Annotated in this window: 14 protein-coding genes, 1 tRNA gene and 1 pseudogene; 15 read left to right on the forward strand and 1 reads right to left on the reverse strand. The window is 72.9% G+C overall.

Features of this window, described 5'->3' with window-relative positions; genetic code table 11:
• The first annotated feature begins 61 nt into the window (after positions 1-61).
• From obgE to MT346_RS17645, 8 genes are all read left to right on the forward strand, one after another.
• Positions 62-1,576, forward strand: coding sequence for a GTPase ObgE (gene obgE / locus MT346_RS17610; RefSeq protein WP_243564406.1), 1,515 nt, complete (start codon positions 62-64; stop codon positions 1,574-1,576).
• Between the two features lie 7 nt (positions 1,577-1,583).
• The gene (gene proB / locus MT346_RS17615) at positions 1,584-2,396 is read left to right on the forward strand and encodes a glutamate 5-kinase (RefSeq protein WP_243564409.1); all 813 of its coding nucleotides are present in this window, start codon (positions 1,584-1,586) and stop codon (positions 2,394-2,396) included.
• A gap of 9 nt (positions 2,397-2,405) precedes the next feature.
• On the forward strand, positions 2,406-3,734 hold the full coding sequence (locus tag MT346_RS17620) for a glutamate-5-semialdehyde dehydrogenase (protein WP_243564411.1): 1,329 nt from the start codon (positions 2,406-2,408) through the stop codon (positions 3,732-3,734).
• Between the two features lie 41 nt (positions 3,735-3,775).
• Positions 3,776-3,976 carry a hypothetical protein gene (locus tag MT346_RS17625; RefSeq protein WP_243564413.1) on the forward strand — a complete coding sequence of 67 codons (201 nt, stop codon included), beginning with the start codon at positions 3,776-3,778 and terminating at the stop codon, positions 3,974-3,976.
• An 11-nt stretch (positions 3,977-3,987) separates the two neighbouring features.
• Positions 3,988-4,587, forward strand: a complete 600-nt coding sequence (nadD, locus tag MT346_RS17630; RefSeq protein ID WP_243564415.1) for a nicotinate-nucleotide adenylyltransferase — start codon at positions 3,988-3,990, stop codon at positions 4,585-4,587.
• Complete coding sequence (locus MT346_RS17635) at positions 4,584-6,032, forward strand: hypothetical protein (protein WP_243564417.1); 1,449 nt, start codon at positions 4,584-4,586, stop codon at positions 6,030-6,032. Before nadD ends, MT346_RS17635 begins: the two co-directional genes overlap by 4 nt.
• 100 nt (positions 6,033-6,132) lie before the next feature.
• On the forward strand, positions 6,133-6,531 hold the full coding sequence (rsfS, locus tag MT346_RS17640; protein WP_243564419.1) for a ribosome silencing factor: 399 nt from the start codon (positions 6,133-6,135) through the stop codon (positions 6,529-6,531).
• Between the two features lie 98 nt (positions 6,532-6,629).
• Positions 6,630-6,702 (forward strand) — tRNA-Ala (locus MT346_RS17645).
• A 46-nt stretch (positions 6,703-6,748) separates the two neighbouring features.
• On the opposite strand, the gene MT346_RS17650 is transcribed toward MT346_RS17645, so the two are convergent.
• Positions 6,749-7,993 carry a glycosyltransferase gene (locus tag MT346_RS17650; RefSeq protein ID WP_243564421.1) on the reverse strand — a complete coding sequence of 415 codons (1,245 nt, stop codon included), beginning with the start codon at positions 7,991-7,993 and terminating at the stop codon, positions 6,749-6,751.
• 39 nt (positions 7,994-8,032) lie between these two features.
• Here MT346_RS17650 and MT346_RS17655 point away from each other — a divergent pair, with 39 nt between their 5' ends.
• From MT346_RS17655 to MT346_RS18530, 7 genes and pseudogenes are all read left to right on the forward strand, one after another.
• The gene (locus MT346_RS17655) at positions 8,033-9,001 is read left to right on the forward strand and encodes an NAD(P)-dependent oxidoreductase (protein WP_243564423.1); all 969 of its coding nucleotides are present in this window, start codon (positions 8,033-8,035) and stop codon (positions 8,999-9,001) included.
• On the forward strand, positions 8,994-9,767 hold the full coding sequence (locus MT346_RS17660) for an MBL fold metallo-hydrolase (RefSeq protein ID WP_243564425.1): 774 nt from the start codon (positions 8,994-8,996) through the stop codon (positions 9,765-9,767). Before MT346_RS17655 ends, MT346_RS17660 begins: the two co-directional genes overlap by 8 nt.
• A gap of 19 nt (positions 9,768-9,786) precedes the next feature.
• Positions 9,787-10,764 (forward strand): 3-oxoacyl-[acyl-carrier-protein] synthase III C-terminal domain-containing protein, encoded by a 978-nt coding sequence (locus tag MT346_RS17665; protein WP_243564426.1) that lies wholly within the window; start codon positions 9,787-9,789, stop codon positions 10,762-10,764.
• Between the two features lie 41 nt (positions 10,765-10,805).
• Entirely contained in the window at positions 10,806-11,729 is a 924-nt protein-coding gene (locus MT346_RS17670; protein ID WP_243564428.1) for an aldose 1-epimerase family protein, read from the forward strand.
• Positions 11,708-13,213, forward strand: coding sequence for an anthranilate synthase component I family protein (locus MT346_RS17675; RefSeq protein WP_243564429.1), 1,506 nt, complete (start codon positions 11,708-11,710; stop codon positions 13,211-13,213). Before MT346_RS17670 ends, MT346_RS17675 begins: the two co-directional genes overlap by 22 nt.
• Before the next feature lie 69 nt (positions 13,214-13,282).
• Positions 13,283-14,146: a hypothetical protein gene (locus tag MT346_RS17680; protein WP_243564431.1), complete on the forward strand. Its 864-nt coding sequence runs from the start codon at positions 13,283-13,285 to the stop codon at positions 14,144-14,146.
• Positions 14,143-14,543: pseudogene (locus MT346_RS18530) on the forward strand (DNA polymerase Y family protein); the annotation flags it as partial. The gene MT346_RS17680 and the pseudogene MT346_RS18530, both read left to right, overlap by 4 nt.

Genomic DNA, 14,543 nt, shown 5'->3' on the forward strand with positions numbered 1-14,543 from the left:
GCGCCTGCCCCTCTTCGCATTCCTGCACTGCCCCATCCCTCAACGAAAGTGTGAACAACCGATGGCGACGTTCGTCGACGACGTGATCCTGCACCTCAGCGCGGGGAACGGCGGCAACGGCTGCGTTTCCGTTCGTCGCGAGAAGTTCAAGCCGCTGGCCGGCCCCGACGGCGGCAACGGCGGTGACGGCGGCGACATCGTGCTGGTGGCCGACCCGCAGGTCACCACGCTGCTCGGCTACCACCGGTCGCCCCACCGCTCCAGCCGCAACGGCCAGCCCGGCATGGGCGACATGCGCAGCGGCATCTCGGGCGAGGTCCTCGAGCTCCCCGTGCCCGTCGGCACCGTCGTGTACGAGGACAACGGCGACCTGCTCGCCGACATGACCGAGCCCGGGATGCGCGTCGTCGTGGCCCAGGGCGGTCAGGGTGGCCTGGGCAACGCGGCACTCGCCACGACCAAGCGCAAGGCACCCGGGTTCGCGCTGCTCGGCACCGACGGCGAGTCCGGCGACGTCCGTCTCGAGCTCAAGACCATCGCCGACGTCGCGCTCGTCGGGTTCCCGAGTGCCGGCAAGTCCTCGCTCATCGCCGCGGTCTCCGCCGCGAAGCCGAAGATCGCCGACTACCCGTTCACGACCCTGACGCCGAACCTGGGCGTGGTCGAGTCCGGCGACGTCCGCTTCACCGTGGCCGATGTCCCCGGTCTGATCGAGGGGGCATCCGAGGGCAAGGGCCTGGGGCTCGAGTTCCTGCGTCACGTGGAGCGCTGCGAGGTGCTGCTGCACGTCATCGACTGCGCCACGCTCGACCCGGGCCGCGACCCGGTCAGCGACCTCGACGTCCTGCTCGCCGAGCTCGAGCGCTACCCGGTCCCCGAGGGCCAGGTCCCGCTGCTCGAGCGTCCGCAGCTCATCGCGCTCAACAAGGTCGACGTGCCCGACGCCGCCGAGCTCGCCGCGTTCATCACGCCCGAGCTCGAGGCCCGCGGCTACCGGGTGTTCTCGATCTCCACCGCCTCGCACGCCGGGCTCCGCGAGCTCACCTTCGCCCTCGCCGGCATCGTCGAGGAAGCCCGTGCCACCGCGGCGGCCGAGCCCGTGCAAGAGCGCATCGTGATCCGTCCGCGGGCCGTCGACGCCAAGGGCGGCTTCACCGTCCGTGCCGAGGGTGGCGAAGAGCACCGCTTCTACCGTGTCCGTGGCTCGAAGCCCGAGCGCTGGGTGCAGCAGACCGACTTCGAGAACGAAGAGGCGATCGGCTACCTGGCCGACCGGCTCGCCAAGCTCGGCGTCGAGGACGGCCTGTTCAAGGCCGGTGCCGTCGCCGGGTCGACCGTCGTCATCGGTGGCGACGGCGGCATGATCTTCGACTGGGAGCCCACGCTCACGTCCACCGCCGAGCTCATCACCAGCGCTCGCGGAACGGACGCCCGTGTCGACATGAACATGCGCCCGACCCGCAACCAGCGCCGCGAGGAGTACTTCGAGCGGATGGACGCCAAGGCCGCGGCCCGCGCCGAGCTCGAGTCCGAGCGCAAGTCCGGGCTGTGGGCGGACGACGAGGCCAAGGACTGACCACGGCATGACCGAGACGACCGACCCGAGCGCCCTCGGCTCCGTCCGGGTCCGCGCGGACGTCCCGCGCGCCCGGCGGATCGTCGTGAAGGTCGGCTCGTCGTCGGTCAGCGGTGAGAACACCGCGCAGATCGGCCCGCTCGTCGACGCGTTGGCGGCGGCGCACGGCCGGGGGACCGAGGTCGTGCTGGTGTCCTCCGGTGCGATCGCGACGGGCTTCCCGTTCCTGGGGCTCGCGGGCAAGCCGGACGACCTCGCCACCCAACAGGCCGCAGCCGCCACCGGGCAGAACGTCCTGATGTTCCGCTACCAGCAGCAGCTCGACCGGCACGGGCTGATCGCCGCGCAGATCCTGCTGACCGCGGGCGACCTGCAGAACCCGACCCACCGGGTGAACGCGCAGCGCGCCATCGACCGGCTGCTCGCCCTGCGGGTGCTGCCGATCGTCAACGAGAACGACACCGTGGCCACGCACGAGATCCGCTTCGGCGACAACGACCGGCTGGCGGCCCTGGTGGCACGGCTGCTCGGTGCCGATGCCCTCGTGCTGCTGTCCGACGTCGAGTCGCTGTACACGAAGCCCCCCGAGCAGCCCGGAGCCGAACGCATCGACGAGGTGCCCTTCGGGGACGAGCTCGCCGGGGTGACGTTCGGGTCGATCGGTGCGGCCGGGGTCGGCACCGGGGGAGCGGGCACGAAGGTCGCGGCGGCACGCCTGGCGGCCGAGGCGGGGACGGGTGTGCTCGTGACCGCGACGTCCCTGGTGGCCCGCGCGCTCGACGGCGACCACGTCGGGACCTGGTTCCACGCCGCGCCCTAGAATCGTGCCATGTCGACCCCCGCCACGTCGCTGACCGCCGCCGCTGCGCATGCCCGCACCGCGCCCGACGGCACCGGGTCCACCGGGGCCGCACCGAGCCTCCAGGACGAGCTCGTCGCGGCCCGGGCCGCGTCCCGGGTGCTGGCCACGTCGACCACCGCCGTCAAGGACGCCGCCCTCGTCGCGATCGCGGCGTCGCTCCGGTCCGGCGCTGACGACGTCGTGTTCGCGAACCACGCCGACCTGGTTGCCGGCGAGGACTCCGGGCTGTCGTCCGGCCTGCTGGACCGGCTGCGGCTCGACCCCGAGCGCATCGAGGCCCTGGCCGTCGCCGTCGAACAGGTCGTGGGACTGACCGATCCGGTCGGGCAGTCCGTGCGCGGGTCGGTCCTGCCGAACGGCCTGCAGCTGTCGCAGGTCCGCGTGCCGTTCGGTGTCGTCGGTGCCATCTACGAGGCACGTCCGAACGTCACGGTCGACATCGCCAGCCTGGCGCTCAAGAGCGGCAACGCCGTGGTCCTGCGGGGTGGTTCCGCGGCGCAGCGCACCAACGCCGTGCTGGTCGGCCTGCTGCAGGACGCCGTCGCGTCCGTCGGCCTGCCGCGCGCGCTCGTGCAGACCATCGACCGGTTCGGCCGCGCCGGTGCCACCGACCTGATGCGCGCGCGAGGGCTGGTGGACGTCCTCATCCCACGCGGCAGCGCATCACTGATCCAGACCGTCGTCACCGAGTCCCAGGTCCCCGTGATCGAGACCGGGGCCGGGGTCGTGCACGTCTTCCTCGATGCGTCGGCGCCGCTCGACCGGTCCGTCGACATCGTCCTGAACAGCAAGGTGCAGCGCCCGAGCGTGTGCAATGCGCTCGAGACGCTGCTGGTGCACCGCGACGCCGCCGAGGGCCTGCTGCCGACCCTCGCCGCCCGGCTCCGGGCCGCCGGGGTCACGCTGCGCGGGGACGACGCGACCCGGGCGATCGTCCCGGGTGTGCTCCGGGCCACCGAGGCCGACTGGGGCACCGAGTCGATGGACCTGGACCTGTCGATCCGCGTGGTGGACGACGTCGACCAGGCGATGGACCACATCGCCCGGTACTCCACGCACCACACGGAGTCGATCGTCACGAACGACGTCGACACGTCCGAGCGGTTCCTGGCGACGGTGGACTCCGCCGTGGTGATGGTGAACGCCTCGACGCGGTTCACCGACGGGGGCGAGTTCGGCTTCGGCGCCGAGGTCGGGATCTCCACGCAGAAGCTGCACGCCCGGGGGCCGATGGGGCTGCCGGAACTGACCAGCACGAAGTGGGTCGTGCGCGGACAGGGGCAGATCCGCGGCTAGACTGATCCGCAGCCTGCCACGACCGATCGGAGCACCGCACCATGACCGTCCTCGCTCAAGCCGCCGAGTCCGCCTCGTCGGTGCCCGCGTTCATCTTCCCGGTCGTGGCTGCTGCGTTCTTCACGTTCCTCGGCTTCGTGACCTGGTCCTTCCGCGACGTGGCCTACCGCCACTCCAACAAGTTCGAGGCGACCCGCACCCACGAGACCGGTGTGGACGAGTTCGGCCACACGAAGATCTGACGCGCCGCTCGATGCTCGAGAGCTCGGGGCGGCCGCGCATCGGCGTGATGGGCGGCACGTTCGACCCCATCCACCACGGTCACCTGGTGGCGGCGTCCGAAGTCGCACGGTCGTTCGACCTGGACGAAGTCGTCTTCGTGCCCACCGGTCAGCCGTACATGAAGTCCGGGGTCACCGACGCCGAACACCGCTACCTGATGACCGTCATCGCGACGGCGTCCAATCCGATGTTCACCGTCAGCCGTGTCGACATCGACCGTCCCGGCCCCACATACACGGTCGACACCCTCCGCGACCTGCACGACCAGCGGCCCGACGCCCAGCTCGTCTTCATCTCGGGCGCAGACGCCGTCCAGCAGATCGTCGACTGGAAGGACCATGATGGGCTGTGGGACCTCGCGCACTTCGTGGCGGTCACGCGTCCGGGTCACAACCTGAGCATCACCGGACTCCCCGAGCGCGACGTAAGCTTGCTCGAAGTCCCGGCGCTGGCCATCTCGTCGACCGACTGTCGCGAACGAGTGCGACGCGGCAACCCCGTGTGGTACTTGGTCCCGGACGGCGTCGTCCAGTACATCACCAAGCACCATCTGTATCGGAGCGTTGCATGAGTCCGTCCGACGCGCAGCCGCCCCTGTCGCGGCGCCAGGCGCGCGAGCGTGAGCGCGCCGCCTCGGCAGGCGCACAGCCCGTGACCCCGCCCCCGACCGTCGCCACCCCGGCCGCAGGGTCCACCGACGGCGGTCGACGTCGTCCCGGTTCCCACGTCGCGCCGGCAGCCCCCGCCCCGGCACAGGCCGGTCCCCGACCCGAGTCCGCCCCGGCCGCCGTGCCGATCGTGCCGGTGTCCCAGGGCGTGCCCGACGCGCCGCCCGCCTCGGCGACCGAGATCGTCCCCGGCACCGGCGGACTGACCCGGCGCCAGATCCGCCTGATGCGCGAAGCCGAGGGGCAGGCCGTTCGTCCGGTCCCGCTGCAGAACCCGACGCCGCAGTCGTCCGACCGCACCGTGCAGGACGTCCTGGGGACCGTGGCGTCGCTGCAGGACGACGACGGTGCCACCACGTCGCCCACGGCGCCCGCCGGCTTCGCGGGGAACCGCGCGCCGGCGTCGGCCCAGCCCGAGCCCGTCGCGCAGGAGCCGTCGTCGCCATCGGCGTCCGCGGCGCCGTCGCCGTCGACCGGCCTGACATCGCCGCCGCAGTCCGACGCTGCCCCGTCCGACTGGCAGGAGCCGTCCTCCGAGACCACGCGGCTCGACCCGGCCGCCGTCGAGCAGGCGACCTCCGCCGACGGCTCGCCGGACGCCATCGAGCCGCTCGAAGCCGCCGCCGCGCACGCCGAGGAACCCCGTCGGCACCGCTCCACGTGGGCCCCGCAGTCCGACGACGACGCGCAGGAGCCGGTCGAGGTCGACGCGGTCGTTCCGGACCCGGCCGCTGCGACGCCGGGCGTGTTCCCCCTCGAACTCGACGGTGATGTCGACGACACCGACACGAACGAGGTCCCGGTGCAGGACGCACCGGGTGTCGCCTTCCGGCGGCCCGTCGAGCCCAAGCCGCTGACGACCGCGTTCGAACCGCCGGCGGGGCACTGGTCCACGCAGGCCCACGACTCCAACGACGCCGAGGTGCACGACGAGGAGACCGGCACACGCCGCGTCGCCGAGACCCGCACCAACGCGCTCATCCTGCCGAACTCGGCCCTGGCCGACCCCACCGGTGCGCTCAACGCCACCGGCGAGGTCATCCTGACCGGCTCGATCGACCTGCCCGCGTCGCTGTCGTCGACCGGGTCGCACCGTCCGATCGACGGTGCCGAGGTCGACCGGCTGCTCGAGCAACACGACGAGCAGCCCGAGACCGACGCCAGCCCGGTGCGGGCGAGCCGTGCGGTCTCGAGCCACACGTCGACCAGGCAGGTGGTGCTGGCCGCGGCGAAGCCCAAGGAGTCCCGCGTGCCGATGGTCCTGCTGATCACCGTCGGGGCCATCTGCGTCGCCGCTGCCGCCGTCATCGTCGTGGCACTCGTGTCGACCAACTTCTTCGGGTCCTGACCGGTCCCCGGGCAACCCCGTCCCCCTCGCCGCCGTCGGTGGCGTGGTTTATGATCATGTCGCGTCCGGCACACCGCTGGGCGACAACCGGAAGGACTCCGTGACCGCCTCTCCTCGCGCACTGGAACTCACGCAGGTCGCCGCTGGCGCGGCCGACGCCAAGCAGGCCGACGACCTCGTCGCACTCGACGTCACGGGGCCGCTGCAGCTCACCGACGTGTTCCTGCTCGCCACGGGGCGCAACGAGCGCAACGTGATGGCGATCGCGGACGAGGTCGAGGACCGGATGCTGCAGTCCGGTGCCAAGACGCTCCGTCGTGAAGGGCGGAGCGAAGGCCGGTGGGTCCTCATCGACTTCGGTGACGTCGTCGTGCACGTCTTCCACGAAGAAGACCGTCAGTACTACTCGCTCGAGCGCCTCTGGTCGGACTGCCCGACCATCCCGCTGCACGTCGGCTCCGACGTCACCGCGGACGCTGGCGCCGAGCAGTCCGCCTAGGTCGCCGACGCGCCCGGGGTACGGGGCCGATTTCCTTCCCCGGGTCCACGATGGTGTACGCTTCACTGGTGCCTCCGGGAGACCAGGGGCAACGAATTGGGTCTGTGGCGCAGCTGGTAGCGCACCTGCATGGCATGCAGGGGGTCAGGGGTTCGAGTCCCCTCAGATCCACCCGAACAGGTTCACTGCGAACGCCGCGAAGCCCCCTGATCACCGATCAGCGGGGCTTCGTCGTTCCCCGGGGAGCCGGTCCTCGGTCGCGACGCTCGCGCACCACGCGCTCGTAGACGTCCACCATCGTCCGCGTCTGCTGCTCCACCCGCCCTCGCGCGGCGACCATCGCACGACTGGCGGTCGTGATCAGCGCCGGGTCGGCTCGCAGACCGCGGATCACCGCCGCGAGACCGTCGGCATCGGGCGTCGGCGTGCAGAAGCCGCCACCGTCGGGCACGACCTCGGTCAGGTCCGGGTCAGTGTGCACGATGGGCAGCCCGGAGGCGATCGCCTCGAGCATCACCATCGGCTGGTTGTCGAAGCCGGAAGAGCTCGAGACCAGCAGGTGCGCGTCGCGCATCGCGTCGAGGACCTGGTCGTGCGCCACCGCCCCGTGCAGGACGACCGGTGCGCCCCGGGCGGCGCGGCGCACCACCGACCGTGCGACCCCGTCGCCGTACACGTGGACCTCGACACCGGTGGGGAAGCGGTGGGCGGCGTCGACGAGCACCTCGGGACGCTTCTCCGGTGACAGCCGTCCGACCCACAGGATCCGCAGGGTGTCCGCCGCGTGCAGCACACGCTCGTGCCCCTGACCGACGGCAGCGAGCACGGACGGCTCGAGCCCGTTGGACACCACCGACACGGGGGTGCGGACACCACGGTCGACGAGCCTGCGTGCGAAGTGCGCGGACGGCACGACGACGTGATCACTCGCCCGCGACTGGGCGAGCATCACGCGCCACATCCGTCGGGCAGCGTGCGTCGCGGTGTCGTCGGTGTCCGCCGCCACGGTGAGACCGGCGTGGCTCACCTGTCCGGCGTGCAGGCGCGCCAGCAGGGCGGTCGTGATGGCAGGGAACGGCAGCACGTGCTGCGTGTAGACGTCGATGCGACCGTGCATGGTGTGCACGACGGGCAGGCCGAGGTCGTCGGCGGCGCGGACCCCACCCAGCGCCGCGAACATCTCTGAGTGCGTGTGCACCACGTCGATCCCGCGCGCGGTGAACTCGCGGCGGAGTACCGACCGCAGCCGGGCGGGCGACCACGCGAACGGGTAGCCGTCCGGGCGGAACACCGGCGACACCGGCAGGCCGACCACCCCGGGGTCCGCGGACGTCGTCGTGAGGGGGCAGAACACGGTCACGTCGTGTCCGGCACCCCGCAAGCCGTCGGCGAGCGCACGAACCGCGGTCTGCACACCGCCGAGGGTCGGCAGGTAGTAGTCGGTGACCAGGGCGATCCGCACGAGTCGGAGCCTAGGGGACCGCCCCCTAGGATCGTCGGCATGGGGGAACGGGTACTCGTCACGGGCGCGAGCGGGTTCCTCGGCGGGTACGTCGTCCGTGACCTCCGGACGCACGGGTACGACGTCGTCGCTTCCGGACGCCGGGCCGAGGCGCTGCCCGAGGGTCCGACCTTCGTCGGGGACCTCGACGCACTGGGACGTGCCGACGTGTCGGACACCGGTGCCGTCGACGTGGTGGTGCACTGCGCTGCTCTGTCCTCCCCGTGGGGTCGGTGGGCGGAGTTCGACCACGCGAACGTCACCGGGACGGCACGGGTGCTGGCCTACGCACGCCGTGTCGGCGCTCGTCGCCTGGTGCACATCTCGTCGCCGGGCATCTACGCCGCACCGCGAGACCGGCTGGCCATCCGCGAGCACGAGGTGGACCCGAGCCGTCCGATGAACCACTACATCCGGTCGAAGCTGCACGCCGAGGCCCTGCTCCGCGCCGCGACCGGTCCGGAGACCGTGGTCCTGCGCCCACGCGGGATCATCGGTGTCGGAGACCCGTCGCTCGTGCCGCGACTGCTGCGGGTGCACGAGCGTGTCGGGGTCCCGTTGCTGCACGGCGGTCGGGGGCTCGTCGACCTGACGGCGGTCGAGAACGTGGCCCTCGCCGTCCGGCTGGCGGTCGAGGTGCCCGCGGCGCGGGGTCTGGCGTTCAACGTCACGAACGGCGACCCGCGGCCCTTCGTCGCGCTGCTGGACCAGCTGCTGACCGGTCTGGGGCTGCCGCTGCGGCACCGCCCGCTGCCCGCCGGTGTCGTGTACGGGGTCGCCGCTGCCCTGGAAGCCGTGTGCGGTGTGCTACCGGGGCGCCCCGAGCCACCGGTCACCCGCTACACGGTGTCGACCATCACCCACTCGCAGACGCTCGACATCACCCGTGCGCGCGAGGTGCTCGGCTACACGCCCGCCGTCACGCTCGACGCGAGCCTGGCGCGGTACGCGGAGCACCGCCGTGGGTAGCCTCCGCGCGTTCGCGTGCGGGACGACCTCGCACGGCATGCACCAGCTGCTGCGCGGCGCGGCCCGCGAGCGACGGGTGTTCCCCGCGGGCGTGTTCCTGTACGAGTCGGGTGTCCGCCGGGTGCTCTTCGACACCGGCTACGCCGCGCACCCGTGGAAGACCGGTGCTGCGGGCTGGGCGTACCGCCGACTGCTGCCACCGGACGTGCCGCCGGGGTCGACGATCGCCGCCCAGGTCGACCCGGCGACGATCACGCACGTGGTGCTGTCGCACCTGCATCCGGACCACGTGGGTGGGCTGCGGTCGTTCCCCGACGCGACCCTGGTGGTCACCGAGGCGGTGCGCCGAGCGATGCAGGGCCCACGGATCCGGGACGGGGTGTTGCGCGGGCTGCTGCCGACGACGCCACGTCCAGGGTCCGTGCAGGTCGTCCCACGGTCCGCGTTCCGTGCCGGACCGCTCGGCCTGGGCACCGTCGACCTGTTCGACGACGGGTCCTGGCAGCTCGTGGACCTGCCCGGGCACGCCGACGGTCACGTCGGTGCCCTGGTGGAGGACCGGGTGCTGCTGGCGGGGGACGCCGCCTGGGGGCGGGACCTGCTGGGCCAGGAACACCGGATCCGCGCGGTGCCCCGAGCCGTCGCACACGACGCCGACGCGCAGGCGCGCACGGCCCAGGCGTTGCTCGATGCCGAGCGCTCCGGCGTCCGTCTGCTGTTCAGCCACGACCCGCACCCGACCGATGTCGACCTGCTCGCACCGTGACCACACCACCTGGGGGACCATGAAGACCTGTCGCATCGACGGCTGGGGCACGTACCTGCCCGATGACGCCGTGACGTTCACCACCCGCTCCGGAACCGTCACGCGGTACCGGGTCGCGGACGACGTGTCGCAACTCGACATGCTGGCCGCAGCAGCCGACCGGGCCATCCGTCGCGCGGGTGTGCAGCCGGACGACGTCGACTGCGTGATCGCAGCGTGCGCTGCCGGCATCCAGCCGATCCCGTGCACGGCGGCCCTGGTGATGGAACGCGTCGCACCCGGGGCACGCGCCGCGGCCTTCGACGTCAACTCGACCTGCACGAGCTTCATCACCGCGCTCGACATCGCGTCGCGGTACCTGGCCGACGGCACGTACGAGCGCATCCTGATCGTGTCCGGCGACGTCGGGTCTCGGTTCCTCGACCCGGCAGAGCGGGAGTCCTACGAGCTGTTCTCGGACGCCGCGGCCGCCGTCGTGGTGACCCGTGGCGACACCACGACCACGGACGGCCTGGGCGACGACCGAGCCACCGGCCCCGGGATCCTGGCGAGCCTGCAGCAGACCTGGCCCGCCCACGCGCACGACACCGAGCTCCGGGGCGGGCTGTCGCTGCACCCGGCGCAGGACTACGCCGCCGGCGACCCGGCCGACTACCGCTTCGACATGCACGGCCGTCGTGCGCTCATGGGCATGCTGCGGGTCCTGCCCGAGTTCTTCGAGCGGTTCTTCACCGCGGCCGGGATCGGTGTCGAGGACCTGGACCTGGTCGTGCCGCACCAGGCGAGCGGCGCACTCGGGATCGCGATGCGCCGGGTCGGCATCCCTGACGGCTCGTACGTCGACGCGGTCGCGGAGTACGGCAACATGGTCTCCGCCTCGGTGCCCTACACGCTGGCGAGGTGTCTGGACGACGGCCGGGTGTGCCGGGGCGACACCGTGCTGCTGTGCGGCACGGCGGCGGGCCTGACCGCGAACGCGCTCGCCCTGCGCCTGTGACGTGCAACCTGCCGGCCCGGTCGCGCCGCTACGCTGAGCGCATGAGCACCGACGCCCCGCTGTCCGGCACCCAGCTGACCATCTCCGCCGCCGGCTCCACCGCCCGGATCGCGACCGTCGGGGCCACACTCCGCTCCCTGCAGCACCACGACCGCGACCTGGTCGTGCCCTTCGACGCCGACCAGGTGCGCCCTGCGTTCCGTGGCGCGGTGCTCGCGCCGTGGCCGAACCGGGTCGTCGACGGCCGCTACACGTTCGACGGCCAGGACCACGAGCTCGCACTCACCGAACCGAAGCGCTCGCACGCGTTGCACGGGCTCGTCGCCTGGACGGACTTCGACGTCGAGTCCGTCGCCGCCGACCGCGTCGTGCTCACGACCACCGTGCCGGCACAAGAGGGGTACCCGTTCCGCGTCGTGGTCCGGGTCGAGTACCGGATCGACGCCGACGGGCTGCACGCGACGGTCACCGGCACGAACACCGGCGACCGTCCGGCACCGTGGGGGACCGGCCCGCACCCCTACCTGGTCGCAGGACCCGGCACGGTCGACGACTGGACGCTGACGCTGCCCGCGTCCCATGTGCTCGAGGTCACGCCCGACCGTCTGGTGCCGACCGACCTGGTCCCCGTGCACGACGAGTTCGACCTGCGCACCCCGACGCCGATCGGCACGCGGTTCATCGACCACGCCTTCACGGGCTTCGACCGCGACGCCCAGGGCGCCGCGACGATCACGCTGACGGCAGCGGACAGCCACGGCGTGCGCATGCTCTTCGGCACGGACTGCCCGTGGGCGCAGGTGCACACGGCCGACCACGTGGTGCCCGAGTACCACCGCGTCGGGCTGGCCGTCGAACCGATGACCTGCGCGCCGGACGCCTTCAACGCCGGCCCCGACCGTGGGCTCGTCGTGCTCGAGCCCGGCGCCTCGCACCCCGCCTCGTGGACGATCCAGGCGGTCTGACCCCGCGGATCGCGTCGCGCCGGCTGGACACGGTCGACCTCGAGGCGCTCGCCGTCGGGCAGCGTGGCCCGTTCGTCTGGCTCGACTCGGCGTTGCCCGCGGGGGCGCCGCCGGGTGCGCGGGACCGTGCGCGCTGGTCCGTCCTGGCACCGTGCGACGGCCCGTTCGCCACACGGTTCCGGCACCAGCGACGTCGCGCGGTGCTCGACGTGCCGTCGGCTGCCACGACCTGGTTCGGTCCGACCCGTTCCGAGGACCGTCCGGCCTTCGCGGTGCTCGCCGACCTGCTGGCGCGCATGCCCACCCTCGACGAGCCGTTCCCCGGGTTCGGCTTCGCGCTCGGGTGGGTCGGGTTCCTGGGGTACGAGCTCGGCCGTGAGTCCGGCGGTGCGGACCGGACCGCTGCCGCACACCCCGATGCCGAGCTGTGGTTCGTGGACCGTGCGGTCGTGGTCCGCGACGACGGTGCCGCGTGGGCGCTCGCCCTGGTGAGCGACGCGGAGCCCGCGGCGTCGTCGGCGAACCGGTCGTGGCTCGCGTCGGTGACCGCATCCGGAGCCGTGCTCGGCGGGGCGGACCGGGCCACGGGCCTCCCGTCCGGGGTGGCGGCGACCGGCCGCGTGACGCGCGCTGCCCACGAACACGCGGTCGACGCGTGCCGCGCCGAGATCCGCGACGGCAACGCGTTCCAGGTGTGCCTGACGACCGTCTTCACCCTGCCGGCACCCGGCCTGGAGGCCCGGCTCGGCCCCGGTGGGGACCCGCAGCTCGACGAGTACCTGCGGATGCGTGCGGCGGACCCGGTGCCGTTCGGTGCGTACCTGCGGCTCGGCCCGCTGCGCGTGGCCAGCCGCTCGCCGGAGCGGTTCCTGCGGGTCGCGGCGGACGGGGCGGTGCTGGCCGAGCCGATCAAGGGGACCCGGCGTCGGGTGACGGACCCGGCCGCGGACGCGGCGGTCCGTGCGGAACTGGCGGTGAGCGTCAAGGACCGCGCCGAGAACGTGATGATCGTCGACCTGATGCGGAACGACCTGTTGCGCACGGCGCTGCCGGGGTCGGTGCACGTCGACCGGCTGTGCGACGTCGAGACGTACGCCAGTGTGCACCAGATGGTCTCGACGATCGGTGCCCGGCTGCCGGCGGGGACCTCGCGGGCCGACGTCGTGCGGGCGGCGTTCCCGCCGGGGTCGATGACGGGGGCACCGAAGACCAGCGCGATGCGGATCGCCGACCGGCTCGAGGGTGCGCCGCGCGGGGTGTACTCGGGGGCGATCGGGTACTTCTCGGCGAGCGGCGCGGTCGACCTGTCGGTGGTGATCCGCACACTGGTGACGGTGGTCGGTCCTGCTGGGGCGGCCTTCTCGCGGACGCTCGGGGCCGGTGGGGCGGTGACGTGGTCGTCGGTCGCCGCCGACGAAGCCACCGAGGTCGAGACCAAGACCCGCTCGGTGCTCGGCAGCCTGGGGGCCGTCGCGCACTGGTGATCGTCGATCGAACGCGTGTTCGACCAGCGTTGTCCACGGATGTCGGACGCGGTTGACATCATCGAACACATGTTCGAATATGAGGGCATGCAGACAGCGGCGGCACTCCGGTCGCCCGACTCGGAACGGGTCGGGCGCGGTGCTCCCGAGCGCGGCGCGGCGGCCCGTGCCCGTGCCGGTGCAGCGCGGGGGAGCGACCCCCTGGGGGATGCCCGGGCGGCGCTCGACCGCATCACGTCGTTGCGCTCGCGGGTCTCCGACATGGAGTCCACCCGCGTCGACACGGCCGGGCTGCCCACCGCTCCGGCGCTCGAGTCGCTGCTGCCCGGCGGCGCGATCCGCGTCGGGGGCACGTACGCGGTGCCCGAGTCGGTGCTGCTCGCCATCACCATGCTGCAGGCGGCCTCGGCGTCGGGGGCGTGGTGTGCGGTCGTCGGTGTGCCGTCCTTCGGGGTCGAAGCCGCCGCGGCCGCCGGCATCGACCTCGAGCGGCTCGTCCTGGTCCCCGATCCGGGCGACCAGTGGCTGGCGGTGACGGCCGCGATGGCCGACGTCGCCCAGATCGTCCTGACCCGCCCGCTCGGCCGGGTCGTGCCCGGTGACGTCGCACGGCTGTCCGCGCGGCTGCGGCAGCGTGGTGGCGCCCTCGTCGCGCTCGGCTCGTGGCCGGGGGCCGACGTCACGCTCCGGGTCACCGCGTCGACGTGGAACGGGATCGGACAGGGGCACGGCCACCTGACCGAGCGGCGTGCCACCGTGACGGCGACCGGGCGGGCCGGTGCCGGGCGTCCGACCAGCGCCGAGCTGCTGCTGCCGGCGGCCGACGGCACCGTGCGCGCGGTGACCTCGGCACCCGTGGCGCTGCCGGGCGGCGGGTCCGCTGTCGACCACGTCGACGCGCGCGAACTGCGGCCCGTGGCGGTGGCGTCGTGATCGCCCGGGGGCGAGTCCGCGCCGACGCGATCGCCCGCGGCGGTGCCCTCCCCGAACCGCCACCCACCCGGACCATCGTGCTCTGGTGCCCGGACTGGCCCGTCATCGCTGCCGCCCGGGCCGCCGGGTGTCCGCCCGAGCAGCCCTTCGCCGTGGTGGCGAAGGGCCTGGTCTTCGCCAGCTCCGCGAGCGCACGGCAGCAGGGCGTCGTCCGGGGCATCCGGATCCGCGAAGCCCAGGCACGCTGTCCCGGACTCGTCGTGCAGCCCTACGACGACGCTCTCGACCACCGCGCGTTCGAACCGGTCATCCGCGCGGTCGAAGCCGCAGTGCCCGGCGTCGAGGTGGTCCGCCCCGGCACCCTCGCGCTGCGCTCCCGGGGGCCGGCGCGCTACTA

The sequence above is a fragment of the Curtobacterium sp. VKM Ac-2922 genome, from assembly GCF_022815645.1.
Taxonomy (GTDB): domain Bacteria; phylum Actinomycetota; class Actinomycetes; order Actinomycetales; family Microbacteriaceae; genus Curtobacterium.